The 15,825-nt window shown below is 62.0% G+C and carries 15 protein-coding genes and 1 tRNA gene; 7 read left to right on the top strand and 9 right to left on the bottom strand.

The genetic code is table 11. The features are described 5' to 3' along the window. Positions 1-31: 31 nt before the first annotated feature. From mnhG to AB0O81_RS08160, 7 genes are all read right to left on the bottom strand, one after another. Positions 32-394 carry a monovalent cation/H(+) antiporter subunit G gene (mnhG, locus tag AB0O81_RS08130; RefSeq protein ID WP_363583075.1) on the bottom strand — a complete coding sequence of 121 codons (363 nt, stop codon included), beginning with the start codon at positions 392-394 and terminating at the stop codon, positions 32-34. Further along, a complete protein-coding gene (locus tag AB0O81_RS08135; RefSeq protein ID WP_337336735.1) occupies positions 391-654 on the bottom strand; it encodes a monovalent cation/H+ antiporter complex subunit F in 264 nt (87 codons plus the stop codon). Before AB0O81_RS08135 ends, mnhG begins: the two co-directional genes overlap by 4 nt. Beyond that, positions 651-1,220 (bottom strand): Na+/H+ antiporter subunit E, encoded by a 570-nt coding sequence (locus tag AB0O81_RS08140; protein ID WP_363583077.1) that lies wholly within the window; start codon positions 1,218-1,220, stop codon positions 651-653. The genes AB0O81_RS08135 and AB0O81_RS08140 overlap by 4 nt, the downstream gene beginning before the upstream one ends. Beyond that, entirely contained in the window at positions 1,217-2,827 is a 1,611-nt protein-coding gene (locus AB0O81_RS08145; protein WP_363583079.1) for a Na+/H+ antiporter subunit D, read from the bottom strand. The genes AB0O81_RS08140 and AB0O81_RS08145 overlap by 4 nt, the downstream gene beginning before the upstream one ends. Beyond that, entirely contained in the window at positions 2,824-3,369 is a 546-nt protein-coding gene (locus tag AB0O81_RS08150; protein WP_363583081.1) for a Na(+)/H(+) antiporter subunit C, read from the bottom strand. Before AB0O81_RS08150 ends, AB0O81_RS08145 begins: the two co-directional genes overlap by 4 nt. Then, the gene (locus tag AB0O81_RS08155) at positions 3,366-6,305 is read right to left on the bottom strand and encodes a Na+/H+ antiporter subunit A (protein ID WP_363583083.1); all 2,940 of its coding nucleotides are present in this window, start codon (positions 6,303-6,305) and stop codon (positions 3,366-3,368) included. Before AB0O81_RS08155 ends, AB0O81_RS08150 begins: the two co-directional genes overlap by 4 nt. Before the next feature lie 65 nt (positions 6,306-6,370). After that, complete coding sequence (locus AB0O81_RS08160) at positions 6,371-7,444, bottom strand: LacI family DNA-binding transcriptional regulator (RefSeq protein ID WP_363583085.1); 1,074 nt, start codon at positions 7,442-7,444, stop codon at positions 6,371-6,373. Between the two features lie 80 nt (positions 7,445-7,524). Here AB0O81_RS08160 and AB0O81_RS08165 point away from each other — a divergent pair, with 80 nt between their 5' ends. From AB0O81_RS08165 to AB0O81_RS08185, 5 genes are read left to right on the top strand one after another with little or no spacing between them, the layout of a single operon-like run. Continuing rightward, entirely contained in the window at positions 7,525-8,757 is a 1,233-nt protein-coding gene (locus AB0O81_RS08165) for an MFS transporter (RefSeq protein ID WP_363583087.1), read from the top strand. An 18-nt stretch (positions 8,758-8,775) separates the two neighbouring features. After that, complete coding sequence (gene nucS / locus AB0O81_RS08170) at positions 8,776-9,471, top strand: endonuclease NucS (RefSeq protein ID WP_363583089.1); 696 nt, start codon at positions 8,776-8,778, stop codon at positions 9,469-9,471. Between the two features lie 25 nt (positions 9,472-9,496). Continuing rightward, the gene (locus AB0O81_RS08175; protein ID WP_363583091.1) at positions 9,497-10,180 is read left to right on the top strand and encodes an HAD hydrolase-like protein; all 684 of its coding nucleotides are present in this window, start codon (positions 9,497-9,499) and stop codon (positions 10,178-10,180) included. A 15-nt stretch (positions 10,181-10,195) separates the two neighbouring features. Next, positions 10,196-11,473 carry a hypothetical protein gene (locus AB0O81_RS08180; RefSeq protein ID WP_363583093.1) on the top strand — a complete coding sequence of 426 codons (1,278 nt, stop codon included), beginning with the start codon at positions 10,196-10,198 and terminating at the stop codon, positions 11,471-11,473. Beyond that, on the top strand, positions 11,470-13,566 hold the full coding sequence (locus tag AB0O81_RS08185; RefSeq protein ID WP_363583095.1) for a DUF2156 domain-containing protein: 2,097 nt from the start codon (positions 11,470-11,472) through the stop codon (positions 13,564-13,566). The genes AB0O81_RS08180 and AB0O81_RS08185 overlap by 4 nt, the downstream gene beginning before the upstream one ends. Before the next feature lie 106 nt (positions 13,567-13,672). Here AB0O81_RS08185 and AB0O81_RS08190 read toward each other — a convergent pair whose 3' ends face one another. Both AB0O81_RS08190 and AB0O81_RS08195 read right to left on the bottom strand, forming a co-directional pair. After that, the gene (locus tag AB0O81_RS08190) at positions 13,673-13,879 is read right to left on the bottom strand and encodes a cold-shock protein (RefSeq protein WP_337336708.1); all 207 of its coding nucleotides are present in this window, start codon (positions 13,877-13,879) and stop codon (positions 13,673-13,675) included. Between the two features lie 404 nt (positions 13,880-14,283). Beyond that, positions 14,284-14,367, bottom strand: a tRNA-Leu gene (locus AB0O81_RS08195). 169 nt (positions 14,368-14,536) lie between these two features. On the opposite strand from AB0O81_RS08195, the gene AB0O81_RS08200 reads away from it, so the two are divergent. Then, the gene (locus AB0O81_RS08200; protein WP_363583097.1) at positions 14,537-15,280 is read left to right on the top strand and encodes a DUF3662 and FHA domain-containing protein; all 744 of its coding nucleotides are present in this window, start codon (positions 14,537-14,539) and stop codon (positions 15,278-15,280) included. Then, entirely contained in the window at positions 15,277-15,807 is a 531-nt protein-coding gene (locus AB0O81_RS08205; protein ID WP_363583099.1) for an FHA domain-containing protein, read from the top strand. Before AB0O81_RS08200 ends, AB0O81_RS08205 begins: the two co-directional genes overlap by 4 nt. Positions 15,808-15,825 lie beyond the last annotated feature (18 nt).

Raw genomic sequence — 15,825 nt, forward strand, 5'->3', positions numbered from 1 at the left:
ACGCGACGGACGCAAGCAGAACTGCGTGTGCCTAGCCGCCAGCGGCAGGCGGGGTGCGCTGTGAATCGTCGAGCTCGTCAGCATAGAGGTGGCTGCGGTCGATCGTGCCGTTGCGATAGGCCTGTCGCCCGATCATGTGCGCTGAAAGCGGAGCGGTCGCGAGCTGAATCAACACAATCGGAACGAGAAACGCCACCACTGGCCATGACCGAAGGGACAGGGCAATCGCGAGGCAGATGAGAATCAAGCCCAGCACCTGTGGCTTGGTAGCAGCGTGCAGTCGCGACGGTACGTCGCGAAACCGTAGCAGACCGATAGCAGCGACCAGGCACAGTAAAGCGCCAGCGAGAATCAACACCATCGAGGTAGCGTCGAGAACGACATCCAGACTCATGCGTTGTCCCTCCGTGCCACGAAACGTGCGATCGAGATAGAGCCGAACACCCCGACCGCCGCGATGATCAACATCACAGGAAGCGAGCGGGTGTGGTGGTTGATCGCCATCTCGGCGCCCATCACGCACATGATCTCGGTGAGCAACACATCGGAGGCGACCGCTCTATCGAGAATCGACGGTCCGATGATGATGCGCCACAGGGTGAGCAACGCCGCAACCGTGAACACGGCGTAGATCACCATCAACATGACGTTCATGCGGCACCCTCCCTTGCTCGCTGAACACCGGCACGTACTTGATCAACCTGGTGACGCGACCCGACGGCACGCACAATGCGGCGTTCCCAACGCTGAGTGCTGCGGCGATGCTTCTCGACATCAGCAGCGCTACGCACGCCGATCACATGCAAGTAAAGAATGCGTCGCTCACGATCGGCCTCTAAGACAAGCGAACCAGGGATCAGCGATACGGTCACGCCGACGTGGGTCATGATCAGGTCGTCATCGGTCAAGAGCTGTACCGCGATGATCGCCGCCCCCGGCTGCCTGCGAAAATCAAGCGCCTGCCACGCGACAGTGAGCGAACCAGCAACAAGCGAGGCAAGAAACTCGCCCACGAAGATGAAGCCGTACCAAAAGTTGAGCCGTCCTGACAGTTCAACCGGCGGGAGTCGGAACACGCGGGTCACAAGCAGCGCCATGATCACACCGGTAAGGAACGCGAGCCATGTGAACTGGCCCCACAGCAGCATCCACACCGCGACCAACCAGGCAAAGAAGGGCAGCTGGCGCCAGAGCTGTACGGCGAGCGGTTGCGGGCTCATTCCTCTGGCTCCTTCTCTTGGTCTCCCGTGCTGATCTCATTCTCTACTTCAAGCTGCACGAGTGTCACCGGCTGTAGCAGCGCATCGCCAATACGAGTGCAGATCGCGTAGAGCGGCCCAGCGAAGATCGTCAACGCAACGGTCACCGCCACCATTCCCGCGGTTGCTGCGGTCATGATCTTCGGGATCGCGCGGCGTTCGGTGTCAACGCCGGAGGGAGACGCACCAAGATATGAGATGCGTGCTTCGGTTTCGGCGGAGTCGTCGTCTTCACGCCAAAAGGCGAGGTTCCACGCGCGCATCAGCGCATAGAGGGTGAGCAAGCTGGTGACGATGCCACCGACAATGAGCACCATCATCAACCAGGTGCCTTCTTCGGCGGCCGCGTCGAAGAGAGCGTACTTGCCGATGAACCCTGAGAACGGCGGCAATCCACCCAGGTTGATGGCGGGGATGAAATACAAGACTGCAATCACCGGAGCGGCCTTCATCAGGCCTTTCACCCGCAGAATCGATGTGCCTCCCGCGCGCCGTTCCACAAGACCTACCGCCAAGAAGAGCGTGGTCTGCACCACAATGTGGTGAACCATGTAGTAGATCGTGGCGCCGATTGCCGCAGGCGTCGCAATCGCAAGCCCAAAGATCATGTAGCCGACGTGACTTACGAGAGTGAACGAGAGAATTCGCTTCAGCTCCGCCTGGGCGACTGCGCCCAAGACCCCGACGACCATGGTCGCCAACGCGACCCAGAGCAACACGTCGTTGATGTCATTGTCGAGAAACATCTCGGTTTCGGTACGGATGATGGCGTACACGCCGACCTTCGTGAGCAATCCCGCGAACACGGCGGTGACCGGTGCCGGTGCGGTGGGATACGAGTCAGGCAACCAAAAAGACAGCGGGAACACGGCGGCCTTGATCGCAAAGGCGAGCAGAAGCATGACGTGCAGCACATACTGCGTCTGCTCCGGTAGCGCCCCCATGCGTTCAGAGATCTGCACCATGTTCACGGTGCCCAGCGCTCCGTAGATCATGGCTATCGCTGCCAGGAAGAGGATCGACGACACCAGCGAAACAACGATGTATACGACGCCGGTACGGATGCGCGACTCGGTTGAGCCGAGAGTGATCAACACGTAAGACGCCACAAGGAGGATTTCGAAGCCGACGTAGAGGTTGAACAGGTCGCCTGCGATGAAGGCGGTGAAGATACCAGCGGCGAGAATCAGATACGACGGGTGGAAGATCGACACTGGAGTGTCATCGTCGTTGTCTGCTGCGCCTTGACCTACCGAGAACAGCAACACCGCGAGCAATACGATGCTCGACACCATGACCAGCAGCGCCGCAAGACGGTCGACGTAGAGCACGATGCCGAAAGGAATCGGCCAGCCGCCAACCGATACAGCGATGGCGTTGTTGCTCGAATCCACTGTCGCCAGCAGCACCGCGGCAATGGCCGTGACAAAGGTCAACGTCGTGACCGAAACGACGATCTGCGCGCGGCGGTGTCGGCCGGCGATCAGAGCCAGTGCCGCGCCCAGCAATGGCAAGGTGACCAGTAGCGGCACGAGTTGCGGCGAAATCGTCAAAAAGAACTGGTTCATCGCTCACCACCCGAAGCAGACTCGTCGTCGCGCGGTCGGTCGACACCGGCGTCGTCGTTGAGTCGCGAGTAGTCCTTGGTGCCGAGCACCCTGATCGGGGAGGTGTCTAGCCCGACAAAGTCGGAGCGAGCTCCCTCGTCGTCGTCTTCGATCTCGGTCTCGACATCAATCGCTTCATCGACATCGCTGGTGCCGCGGCGCACGGCAATATCTGCTTCATCGTCGGTGACGGTGTCTGCCTGACCTAGCTGCCACGAGCGGTAGATCAGGGCGAGCAGGAAAGCGGAAATGGCAAACGTGATCACGATGGCAGTCAATGTCAGCGCCTGGGGGAGCGGATCCGACATGTCTTCGACTTCGGCGGATCCGTAAAAGGCAGCTTCACCCGGCTGGCCCATCACGATGAGGAGCAGGAGGTTCGCTGCATTGCCCAACAGCAAGAAACCGATCAGCACGCGCGTAAGGCTGCGTTCAAGCATGGCGTAGACGCCGCAAGCAAAGAGCACCGCCATGATGATGATCAATACGAGTGACACGCTCATCGGATGTTCACCTCGCGCGTCGTCGTGCCAGCAGCATCCATCGATTGGCGATCAACCTCGGCGCCCAAGCTGCGCAAGACGTCGAGTACCAGACCAATGACGACGAGATAGACGCCGATGTCAAAAATGGTGGAGGTGACGAATTCGATGTGTCCGAGCACGGGGATCTCGGCCTCGAACACCGCGCTCGTCAACGGGGCCGCGCCCCAGAAAAGCGGAACGATCGCACAGGCGACGGCAATGCTCATTCCAACACCCAGCAGACGCCCCGCATCGGTGGGCGCCGCCGCGCCGAGCTCATAGCGGCCACCCGCCACGTACCGCATCACGAGGGCCATGCCAGCGACCAACCCACCCGCAAAGCCGCCGCCAGGAAGGTTGTGCCCGGCGAACAAGAGGTACAGCGACACCAGGATGATCGTGTGAAACAGCACCCGGACAATGACTTCGAGCAGAATCGACCGGTTCTCAGGCCGGATCTTCTGCCCGCCAACCAACCACGCGGTGCGTGTGCTGCCGCCCCCAGCGGTGCGCGGCTGCATTCCATCGGGTGTCTCGACGAGCGGTGTGCGGCTGCGCCCGAATCTGTCGGGAATCGACTGCACCTGCGAAAGAGTGTCGGAGCGGTGCGTCACGAAGACCAGGGATGCGACACCGGTTGCAGCGAGAATGAGCACCGACAGCTCGCCCATCGTGTCCCAACCACGAATGTCGACCAGTGCGACATTCACCACATTCTTGCCGTGCCCGAGCGTGTAGGCGAGTTCAGGAAACTGCTCAGAGATCGGCGGCGTATTTCGTGCCGCGGTGGCGACGATGGCCACAATCGCCATTGTGATGCCCACGGCGGCACCAAGCAGCGCACGAAACAGCGGCGCGACAGACTGGTTGTGATCACCGAGTCGCGAGGGAATGCGCCTGAGCACCAGTGCGAATGCCACGAGCGTGACGGTCTCGACCAGAATCTGAGTGAGTGCGAGGTCGGGTGCTCCGCTGCTTGCGAACAGCAGCACCATTCCGAGTCCGGTCACCGAGACCAGCACCACACCCGTGTAGCGCTTGCGGGCTCGCACCGCGATGATGCCAGCGATGATCATGATCGGCGCAACGAGCAGTTGCATCGGTGTCTGGTACAGATCAAGCTCTGACTGCCAGTCCGAGCCCGCCAGTAGCGCTGTTCCTTCAGCAGCGACGAGCACCACGAAGATGGTGCCGACGTACACCGGCAGCGAACCGCGCTGGGTAAGGCTGGTGGTCACGACTGACAAGCGCGCAATGCCGCGCAGCGTGAGGTTGTACACGTCGCTCGCGGTGAAGGGGAGCACACGTGTGGTGAGATCACGCTTCGCCGTGATCCAGAATGCTAGGCCGCCCAGAACGAGAGTGCCAAGCGAAATCCATAACGCCGCCTCAAACCCGTGCCACAGCGCCAGGTGAGCGACCTCCTCCGGGGCCGCGATGCCGGGCGACGACAACGGAGACTGGTCAGCGTAGCCTGCCAGCGGTGCGTCAAGAGCCGCAGCGAACAGACCCCCCAGGATAGTGAGCGTCGACAGAATCAGCGGCGCGCTCACGAAGCCGATTGACGTCTTAGGCCAAGTGGTGGCTGGAGCCGGATCGCCGTCGACACCTGGTTTGGTCCAGAATGCGCCCCACAGAAACCTGATGCCGTATCCCGCGGTCAGCACTGCACCGGCGGCAATTCCCACGAGGGCGATGATCCCCCACACCTCGCCCTGCACGGCTTCGTCGAGCAGGGCAGTAAGCGTTGCTTCTTTCGCCACGAAACCGATTGTGGGAATGACTCCGGCCATCGAAGCGATTGAGACGAAGGCCGCGGTCGCGAGCAGAGGAGCTTGTCGTCCGATACCCGACAGTTCACCGATATCTCGGGTTCCGACCTGTCGATCGATCACACCAACGATGAGGAACAGCGCAGATTTGAACAGTGCGTGGCCCAGCAGCAAAGTGATCCCCGCGAGCGCGGCGTCACGCGTGCCATAGCCAAGCGCAACGGCAAGCATGCCGAGCTGGCTGACCGTGCCGAAGGCGAGGATTCTTTTGAGGTCACTTTCGCGCAGTGCTTGAAAGCCGCCCAGCAGCATCGTGAAGACGCCAAGCGTGATCACGATGGGTCGCCACACGGGGGTGAAGGCGAACACGGGCGCCAGAAGAGCGATCAGATAGATGCCGGCCTTCACCATGGCGGCGGCATGCAAGTACGCGCTGACGGGTGTCGGCGCCGCCATTGCGCCGGGAAGCCAGAAGTGGAACGGGAAGATTGCCGACTTGCTCAACGCTCCCACGAGTAGGAGCACAAGCGCGGTGTTGACAACCGCTCCCGTCGGCGCCTCCGCAAGAATCAGCGAGATGCTCGAGGTACCTGACTCGACCACCATCAACACCACGCCGATGAGCATGACAAGCCCGCCAAGGGTGGTGACGAGCAACGCTTGAAGGGCCGCTCGTCTGCTTGCCGCTCTGCGGTGGTAATAGCCGATGAGTAGGTACGACAACACGCTAGTGATCTCCCAGAACATCACCAGCACAACGAGGTCGTCGGTCAGCACAAGCCCGTACATCGCGCCTGCAAAAGCAAGCAACACCGCCGAGAACTGTCCCAGCCCCTCGGCGTTGTCATCGAAGTACCAGCGGCAATAGATCATTACGAGCGCGCCAACACCGGTGACGACGAGGGTCATCAGCCACGACAGGGTGTCCATGCGCATGGACAGCGCGATATCGAGGCTGGGTATCCACGCGTAGGACTCGAACGGCACGCCGCCGGCGACGACTGTCGGAGTCATCATCAGTGCTTGCGCGAAAGCGATGAGCGGAAGCACTGCCGCTACCAGGAACGCACGTGAACCGAGGCGAGCCGCCAACCATGGCAGCAGCATCGGCATGACAGCAAACGCGCCAAGCAGGAGGAGCATGAAGCTTCCTCCTCGTGGTCGTCGACCGCGGCGAAGCCTCGGTGCTGGCGATCAGGGTGTCAGAATCAGTCTACCCGTGCGGCAAGCAAGTCCGGTGCCGCAGCCGTTGTATTCCCCTCGCGGAATTCGCAGGTGAAGTTGACACTCGCGGCGGGGTCGCCCTCGAGCATGGCGGTGACAGCACGCCCTGCAGCCCGGCCCTTTTCCGTGGCTGGCTGCACCAACGTGGTCAACTCGAATGGCGCGAGACCGTCGACGACGATGCCGTCGAAGCCTGTCACGCTGACGTCCTCAGGCACGCGCAGCCCAGCTTCCTGCGCTGCGCGAATAACTCCGGCCGCAAGCAGATCGCTCTGCGCGATCACGGCGGTGGGTCGGGGTATCGCGCCCGAGAAGATGGCGCGACCGGCGATCAATCCCTCGTCGATGAAGCTTCCGGCGGCGGCGAAGACCGGTGCGTCTGAGAAGACATCGCGGGCGCCAACCAGCCGGTCCCGAGTGACATCGATGCGAATCTCAGTCGCATCATCAAGCCACGCTCCCTTCCATCCCGAACGCACCGGCAACGCGGCGATGGCTACTCGTCGGTGACCGAGTGATCTGAGATGGCTAGCTGCTTGGCGCTGCGCTTCTCGGTTGTCGAGCCCGATCCGAGGAACGCCAGCACCGGCATCGCCCTCGATGACCACCACGGGAATGCCACGGGCCTTCACCACATCCAGGGATTCACGGAGATTGCCGCTGCAACCAATCAACACGGCCGCATCCACTGGCGCGGTAGTGAGAGTAGCCGCGCGATGCGCGTCTGCGTGCGGAGCGTCGCGAAGCAAGAGCAAGCCAGCCCCGAGCGCAGCAACGCCGTCAGCCAGCCCGTCCATCATCAGCGTCTGCACCGGGTCGAGAAAAACTGCCCCAAGATGCTCTTCAAACACCACACCGACGATTCCCGAGCGGCCACTGCGCAAAGAAGCAGCGCGCGGGTCTGGACCGGTATATCCCAGGGCCTCGGCCGCCTGAGTCACTCTCACGCGGGTGGACTCAGACACCGGTGCTTTGCCGCTGAACACCACAGATGCCGTCGACGGCGAGACGCCTGCCTCGCGCGCGACGTCAGAGATGGTCGCCCGACGCGTGCTCATATCGCTTCGATCATAGACGGAGCCAGTCGCGGGGTCGAATCGATTCGAATGTGGACAATCGAGTCGCTAATGTTGCGACCATGGAACTCGCCCTTACCCGCTCCGAGCTCGTGCGCTGGCGCACCGCCATTTTTGCGATCTTTCTGGCAAGTGGGCTCAGCATCGCCACGTGGGCGTCTCGCGTCCCCGCGATCAAGGCGACCCTGGACGTCGACAACACCCAGATCGGCTTGATGCTGTTGGGGGCTGGCGTCACGTCCATCATCGGCCTCTCGCTTGCGACGCCTGTGCTGGCACGGTTCGGGGCCCGCAAGGGAATGTTGGTCGCGATTATCACCTTCGCCACTGGCGTTGCTGTCATCGGCATTGGCACCGATCTGCTCGGTTCATACATCGTCGTCATTGCAGGCTTGGCGCTATTCGGGCTCGGTAACGGAGCGGTCGACGTGATGATGAACGTCGAAGGCGCCGCGATCGAAAAGCACACCGGCAAGACGATCCTCCCGCTGTTTCACGGGTTTTTCAGCTTTGGCACGGTAATCGGCGCAGGAATCGGGGCATTGGCCGCCGCGTGGCAGGTCAACGTCTTGCTGCACACCCTCTTCGTGACCACGATCATCATCCTCATCGCAGTGGTCTCCTACGCGAATGTGCCGGTGCGTGAGATTACGGGTGACACTGCCGCCGTGCACGACAAACCTCACTGGCGCGCACGCGTGCACACCGCAATGGAGGCGTGGCGTGAGCCACGCACCTACGCGCTGGGCATCATCATCCTCGGCATGGCATTCGCCGAGGGTGGCGCCAACGACTGGCTTGCTCTCGGAATGGTCGACGGACACAACGCCACCCCGGCGCTGGGTGCGCTGGGGTTGGCAGTCTTCTCTGTCAGCATGACCGTCGTTCGCGTATTCGGTGGACCACTGGTGGATCGGTTCGGCCGCGTCACCACATTGCGAGTACTGAGCGGCCTGGCAGCGGCCGGTCTGCTGTTGTTCATCCTCGCCCCCACTCTGCCACTCGTGTTCGTCGGAGCGGCCCTATGGGGCGCTGGCACGTCGCTCGGTTTTCCGCTGGGCATGTCGGCCGCCGCGGACGATCCCGCCAGGGCCGCCGCTCGAGTCAGCGCCGCGGCGACGATTGGCTATGTGGCTTTCCTGTGCGGCCCACCGATTCTCGGCTTCATCAGCGAGCAAGTTGGCCTGTTGAACACGCTGTACATCCTCGTGGCATTGACCATCGCCTCGGGTCTGGCCTCGTCTGCCGCGAAGCCCATTGCCGGCTCAAAGGTTGGCGCGGGCCACGAGCACTGACCCGACTAGGCTCGTCGAGTGCGCCTCGTTATTGCTCGTTGTTCTGTCGACTACACCGGACGGTTGACGGCCCATCTGCCGTTGGCCACGCGCTTGCTCGTTCATAAGAGCGACGGGAGCCTGCTGGTTCACAGCGACTCGCTGAGCTACAAGCCTTTGAACTGGATGAGCCCGCCATGCCGCCTCGAGGTCGAGGAGCCCGATGAGGAGTCTGCGTCAGTCGGAGTCATCGAATACTGGCGCGTAACTCACGCCAAGACCGGCGACTCGCTGCTAGTGCGCATCTATGAAGTGCTCCATGACTCCAACCACGAGCTCGGCGTTGATCCTGGCCTGCAGAAACACGGGGTTGAGGCTGATCTGCAACGCCTGCTTGCTGAGCAGGTGGAGGTGATTGGCGATGGGCTGACCCTGGTTCGGCGCGAGTTTCCTACCGCAATTGGTCCGGTCGACCTGCTGCTTCGCAATCCCGAGGGCGGCACCATTGCCGTGGAGGTAAAGCGGCGCGGCGATATCGACGGTGTCGAGCAACTCACCCGCTATCTCGAATTACTCGGACGCGACCCCCATCTGGCACCGGTAGCCGGGGTTTTTGCCGCTCAAGAGATCAAACCGCAGGCGAAAATACTCGCGACAGACCGCGGCATCCGTTGCGTCACGCTCGACTATGACGGCATGAAAGGCACCGAGTCTGGGGCACCGCGCCTGTTCTGATGCTTTCGAACGATAGCGTTGTCGCGTGACAACTCGCTCTCGCTGGACATGCATTCTCTGGGACGTCGACGGAACGATCGTGGATGCCTCTGACGGCATCCTTCGGCGTCTTACCGTGACGCTTGAGCATTTCGGAAAGCGAGCGCCGACTCGCGCCGAGCTCGTGCACTGGATCGGACCGCCAATGTTCGAGTCCTTCCAGGCGAGCGCTGGCATGACTCCGGACGAAGCTGCTGAAGCAGTGGCGTACTACCGAGTGCACGGCAAAGCCGACGGTTACACTACGGGCGCAAAGCTCTTTCCGGGCATCGAGGAACTGATCCACGAGATTGCCGCTGCCGGGATTCCCCAGGCCACGGCGAGCTCGAAGCCTGAAATTCAAGTAGTGGCCCTCATGGAGCACTTCGGGCTATCACCCTCGCTCACGACGATGGCGGGGGCCAGCCCCGACGAAAAAACGCTGAGCGCAAAGGCAGACATCGTCGCTGAAGCGCTTCGGCGACTGCGCGTTGCGGGGGTCGACACCGACCAACCGGTGCTCATCGGCGACCGCCATCACGATGTCGAGGGTGGTGCTGAACACGGCGTGCCCGTTATCTTCGTGCGATGGGGATTCAGCTGGCCCCACGAGGCTGACGGGGCGATCGCAGCGGTCAATTCCGTAGACGAACTGCGCGAGCTGCTGTTGATCAACGACACCGATAGCTAAGGGGCGGGGCGCCAAATGGATGAGACCACCCCCGCAATTCTCGAGTGGGTTGTTCCTGCGGTCGTCGTCTTCGTCGCCACCGCGATTGTGATTGCCGTGGCCATTTGGGCAATAAAGCGGGCGCGTCGCTCGCCTCGTGCTCGCGCCGGAGCCGAGCAAGTGCGCGCACGCGCCGGCATCGCATTGGTGCGCCTAGACGATGCCGTCGACGATCTCGAGCTTGAAGTCGCTCTCTCAGGTGCGCTCTATGGCGGCCACGCCCCGACATCGCTGCGGCGGACGAGACTGAACGCCCAACGCGTTCGCGATGATGCCTTTGCTCAGTTCGAAACAGTCAGCGCAAAGTACGTTCACCCCGCTGAAATCAGACGAGTAGCCAACCGCATCGAGACCCAGGCCGAAACCGCACTTGCCGCAATCGAAAGCGCCCGCGCTGAGCATGCCGAGTGGATGGCAGCGAACGTGTCGGCATCTGACCAGACCGAAGCCGCCGAGCAGCGGCTGTGCGAGCTTCGTGAATCGATGGGCGACCCAGACGCGCTCGTATCTTCGATGGCCGCGCGCTACGACGACGACGAGTGGAAGCCAGCGGCCCGCGCTGCCCGCGGAGCCCTTGCCGCCGTCGCCGAAGCCGAGCGGCACCTCACCGCGGCGATCGAATTAGCAGCGGACCCTTCACGCACTGCGTTGCCAGAACTTGCCGCCGCAGAACGCAGCCTTCGCAGCGCTCAAGTCGATGCCCGAGCACTCGAAGAGTCGCACCGCCTCGCGGCACAGGCGTCAGCTGCACTCAGTGATGAACTCGCCGCGGCGCGCACCGCCGTGCGCCAAGCGATCGTGGTGCGTGAGCATCTCGGTGCCGAAGCAGGCGAACGCTTGGGCAGCGAGATTCGGGCGTGCGACGCCGAGCTGAACAAGATCGAGGTGGATGCTGCCCGTCGCCCCACCCAAGCGGTGAACCAGATCGCGCGAGTACGCGATCGCCTCGATTTGGCAGTGGGTGATGCCAACACTGCTCAGCAGCGCATTCGAGGTGCGCGCACCGCTCTGCCGGGCACTCTGGCTGCCGCGCGCATTGCTATCGCGCACGCTGAAACATCCCTCGGTCATTCGTCTACGAGCGCAGACGCACGGTCTCGCTTGATTGTGGCTCAAGCAGCGCTGGCTGACGCGCGTCAGGTGAGCGATCCGGTCGCCGCTCTCGATGCCGCACGGCGAGCGCGGTTGCACGCCGAAGACGCGAGCGCCCTAGCTGAATACGACTCCGATCAGCAAAGAAAGAAGATGCCATGACAGGTACCACGGCAGTACCCGACGAGGTGGCGCCGCGTCAGCGGCCCGGCTTTGTCGCGTTCGTCGCGCACATTCCGGCAACGATCTCGCTTATCGGCGTAATCCTCGTGGCCGGCGTCGTCTGGGGCGGTCTTTTCTCGCCATTCGAGCAAAGCCCGACGTTCGAGATCGTTGCCTATGGCCTCCCTGCCCTCGAGGCTGGCCGCTGGTGGACCCCGGTCACCGGAACCTTCTTTGTAGTGCTGCCCTGGGTGTACATTCCGACGATCCTCAGCTTTGCGGGAATGGCTTACCTCGAATGGCGTCGTGGCTGGCGTGTAGCGCTGGCATACTTCACCATCGGACAGCTGTTTGCGGTACTAGCCTCGTCTCTGCTCTTCCTGGTGCTCGCGCGACTGCCATGGAACTGGGCGATCACCGAAGCGGCGGCCCTGGATGTCGGGGCCTCCGGCGGAACGATGGCCTGCTTGGCGGCCGCAATCGGGTTGCTGAGACAGCCCTGGCGAGTGCGCGCGTGGCTTGTGCTGCTGGTGTTCGTGGGAATTGCGGTTCTGTACTGGGGAGAACTTGCCGATATCGAGCATCTGCTTGCCGTTGTGCTCGTGCTCTCGGTCGACCGGTCGCTCCAAGTTCGTCGCACCACTGTGCGCGAACAGCGTCTGCTCGCTGTGGTCGGAATCACCTTTCTCGTGGCACTCGAGATCATCACGCTGTTGGTGCCCACCGATGGCATGTTCGGACCCACAGAACCCACCGACGGTGGGTTCTTCGATGTTGCGATCGACCTTGTTGTACTCATCCTCATTGCTCGCGGACTACTGCGAGGACGCCGCTGGGCTTGGGTTGTCAGTCTCATCCTTGCGATCATCAACCTGCTCTCGGGCATCGTCGTGGTGATCTTCGTCGTGCTGGTGTCGGAGTCGGTCGTCGAAGGAATTCTCGACAGCGAAACCGAACTTGCTGTGGCAAGTTCGGTGCTGTGGACGGCGTTTGCCATCTACCTCGTACGAGTCGGCGGAGCATTCCGCTCACGACGCAAGTCTCCGCTGGGTGATCAACCGGCGCCCGCGCTGTCGGAGGTGAAAGCGGCGCTTCACGCGCACGGTGGCGGCACGCTCTCGTGGATGAGCACGTGGGACGGCAACGAATATGCGCGAGTGGGCGACAGCATCCTGACCTACCAAAGGCGCAACGGTGTCGCCCTGGTTCTCGCTGATCCGATCGGGCCGGCCGAGTCTCGAAACAAGGCAGTGACTGATTTCATCAGCATGGCCGAGCAGGCCGGCCTCGTGCCGTGTTTCTTCAGTTCAGACGAGGAAACCAAGAACGCCGTGCCCTCAACCTGGCGCAACATCGTCGTTGCCGATGACACCATCGTCGATCTCGAAGGACTCGCCTTCACCGGAAAGCGGTGGAGTTCAGTGCGCACGTCGCTCAACCGCGCGGGGCGCGAGGATATGACATTTCGAATGACAACCCTGAGCGAAGAGACGTGGGGCGTTCGTCAACAATTACGCGCGATATCTGAGATGTGGGTCGGTGACAAGGGCCTTCCTGAGATGGGTTTCACCCTCGGCACACTCGACGAGGCAGCCGACCCCGAGGTGCGCCTAGCCCTCGCGCTGACACCCGAGGGAGATGTTGACGGATTCCTCTCTTGGTTGCCGGTGTACGGGCCCGATGGTGAGGCGCACGGCTGGACACTCGATCTGATGCGGCGGCGCGAAGGTGGTTTTGCCCCGGTGATGGAGTTTCTCATCGGCTCTTCCGCGAAGCTCTTCTCTGAAGAGGGGGCCCAGATCATGTCGCTGTCGGGAGCACCGCTCGCCCATGACTACCCGGCAGATGCAGGGATGATTGCCGCGCTGAGCCAAAAGCTCGCCGACGCTCTCGAACCGGTCTATGGCTTCGCATCGTTGCACCGCTTCAAGCAGAAGTTCCACCCCCGCTACGAAACGATGTATCTGCTCTTCCGCGACGAAGCCGACCTCACCCGTGTCGGCGGCGCCCTCACCCGTGCGTTCTTGCCTGACGCCACGCTGCGGCAGTTCGCTGGCGCCGGCCTCGATCTCGTGCGAGGCGACAAGAGCTAGCTAGCTAGCCGCTGGCGACAGCGGGAAACAACAAAGCCGCAGGTCTTCCCGAAGGGTTGGCACTGCGGCTTTGTTGAGTGCGTGGACATTGTCCGCGCAGCGAGAATCAGAGGGGGCGGATGTCTTCCGCCTGAAGGCCCTTCGGGCCCTGCGCGATTTCAAACTCGACGCGCTGGTTCTCTTCGAGCGAGCGGTATCCACTCGCGGTGATCGCTGTGTAGTGGGCGAAGACGTCTGCGCCGCCTTCATCCGGAGCGATGAAGCCGAAGCCCTTCTCCGAGTTGAACCACTTGACGGTACCCTGCGTGCTCATTACTTGCCGTTCTTTGGTGTGTCAGCGCCCCGTGCGCCAATCACTTCCACGCTATATAACTGACGCCGCGATCGCGAGGAAATTACTCGTTGTGACCCAAATGTTGCACAGCCGTACTACTAGCGTGCGATCAAACGCCTTAACCATCGGACGTCCGGGCTGAGCGAGCTCGAAGCCCGGACGTCGACGGATCCCCCCGGATAGGTCACGCCAGGCGTGACACCCACATCGTACCGAGGTATTGGCATCCAAACCAGTGACCAGGGGCCAAATCGACCGCAACTCGACAAGCCAAAGGATCGCGGCATGGCGCGAAATCCACAGCCAGCCCACCCCACGACGAGCACAAAAAAGTCCTGAGCGGTGACTCGTTCTCAAACGATGTCGCAACTCAGGACGATCTGTGCGCGAGGGGGGACTTGAACCCCCACGCCCTTGCGGGCACTGGCACCTGAAGCCAGCGCGTCTACCTATTCCGCCACCCGCGCATATTGACGGGGCCTAAGAGACCCTTGAACTCAACTTGCCGAGGATATCACGCCTCCTGCACTAGCCTCGAACCGGTGGGGTATGCGCCCGGCCACATAAGAGGCTTCTTCGCCGACTCAGACTCTGCAACTAGCATGTTACAACCGCACCCCCCGTCCGAGGAGCTCCGTGGGACTACTTGACAGTTTCGAGAAAGGTCTTGAGCGCGCCGTAAACAGCGCGTTCGCGAAGACCTTCCGCAGCGGCATTCAGCCCGTCGAAATCGCCTCTGCACTGCGCAGCGAGCTCGATAAGAAGGCTGCCGTCGTCTCTCGCGACCGCATCCTGGCTCCGAACGCTTTTACCGTGAGGCTCTCGCCCACCGATGATGCGAACATGGCGTCACTTGGCAACGCCCTCAACGACGAACTGCTCACCCTGGTGAACAAGCACGCGACATCGCAGGGGTATTCGTTCGCAGGCGGCGTCAGTATCACCCTGACGGGTGATGAGCAGGTTGCAACCGGCACGCTGCGAGTGGATTCTTCTACTGCCCAAGGTGGCGCAGTGGCGTGGCGTGGCGTGGTCGATGTTGAAGGCGAACGGCATCCACTGGTCAAGGCCCGAACCGTGATCGGGCGAGGCAGCGACGCAGACATCACGATCTCCGACGCTGGAACCAGCCGCAAGCACGTCGAAATTCTCTGGGACGGGGAGCGCGCGATGGTCCGCGACCTCAACTCGACCAATGGCACAATGCTCGACGGCCGTAAGATCACAGATGCTGCGTTGCCGCCTGACTCCACAGTGACAATCGGTCGTACCGCGATCGTCTTTCGCGTGGTGGCACACTCCTCCCCTCCGAAACCAAAGCTCTCAGCCGACGACGCAACTCGCGCCTACAACCTTCGAGATGGTGGTCCCCTCGCATGAGTGAACTCACTCTGCTGCTGCTGCGCATCGGATTTCTGGTGTTGCTGTGGGCTTTCGTGTTCGCGGTCGTCTACTCGCTTCGCGCGGATTTGTTCGGCGTAAAGGTGCGGCGGATGCCAGACGCCGCACCTGCCGCATCTCCGGATCCGCAAAAATCAGCTCCTTCCAACAAAACCGCTCCCGTCGCACCACCAGCGGCTACACCGCCTTCAAAGGCTGGCCCGGCAACGACCACATCCGTAGAGCGCATCGTCATCACCAGCGGACCCAAGGCGGGTTTGGAGTTGCCGCTAGGTCGTGAGCCTCTCACCATTGGGCGCTCCAGCGAATCTGGCCTTGTGATCCGCGATGACTACACGTCGAGCCATCACGCCCGTCTGGTGCTGTGGGGCGAACAGTGGATGCTGCAAGATCTCGATTCGACGAACGGGTCGTGGCACAACGGAACTCGGGTAACGACGCCCGTGCCGGTGATCGTGGGGGCCCCGATCAAGGTTGGCGCGACTACTTTCGAGTTGAGAAAGTAGCGGGGCGGGCCCACCCAT

The organism is Microbacterium sp. NPDC076911 (genome assembly GCF_040687125.1).
GTDB lineage: Bacteria > Actinomycetota > Actinomycetes > Actinomycetales > Microbacteriaceae > Microbacterium.